Source organism: Caballeronia mineralivorans PML1(12) (genome assembly GCF_001028175.1).
Classification (GTDB): Bacteria; Pseudomonadota; Gammaproteobacteria; order Burkholderiales; family Burkholderiaceae; genus Caballeronia; species Caballeronia mineralivorans.
In genome coordinates, this window is the sequence record NZ_AEJF01000275.1 from 1 (window position 1) to 669 (window position 669).

General features: G+C 64.7%; 1 protein-coding gene. It reads left to right on the forward strand.

The features are described from left to right. Positions 1-669 (forward strand): glycosyltransferase family 4 protein (locus tag EOS_RS42630; protein WP_047898277.1); only part of this gene is annotated, 669 nt, incomplete at both ends.

A 669-nucleotide genomic window follows, 5' to 3' on the forward strand; every position in this document is an offset into this window, starting at 1 on the left:
GCTCGCCGGCACGCCGCTGATCGTGCGCACCCGGCATCTGGCGCTCGCCATCACGTCGCGGGCAACCTACACGTGGCTGCCGCACAAGGTGGTGGCGGTGAGCCAGTCGGTGATGCGTTACCTAGTGTCCGCCGGCGTGCCGGAGAAGGATATCGTGACAATCTATACGGGCACTGTGAAACCGCAGCCGGTGAGCCGCGTGAGTTCCACGTTGCGCGCAGAACTGGGTCTCGGCGAGAACGCAGTGATCGCCGGCACGGTTGCAATCATGCGGGACAAGAAAGGCCATTCCGATCTGATCCGCGTCGCGAAGCCGTTGATCGAACAGCGCCCGAACCTGCATTTCGTATTCGCCGGCGACGGTCCGCTCTTCGACGAAATCCGCGCGGACGTGCAGGCGCAAGGCCTCTCCGATCACATCCATTTGCTGGGTCTGCGCCGTGACATTCCGAACGTGCTGGCGGGCTTCGACCTGTTCGTCCTGCCGACTCATCAGGAAGCGCTGGGTACATCGTTCATCGAGGCAATGGCGTCCGGTCTGCCGGTGATCGGTACGGCGGTGGATGGCGTGCCTGAAGTGATCGCCGACGGCATCAACGGCCTGCTCGTGCCGGCGCATGACGACCGTGCGCTGGCGGCTGCGCTGCTGCGCCTGGTCGATGCCCCCGA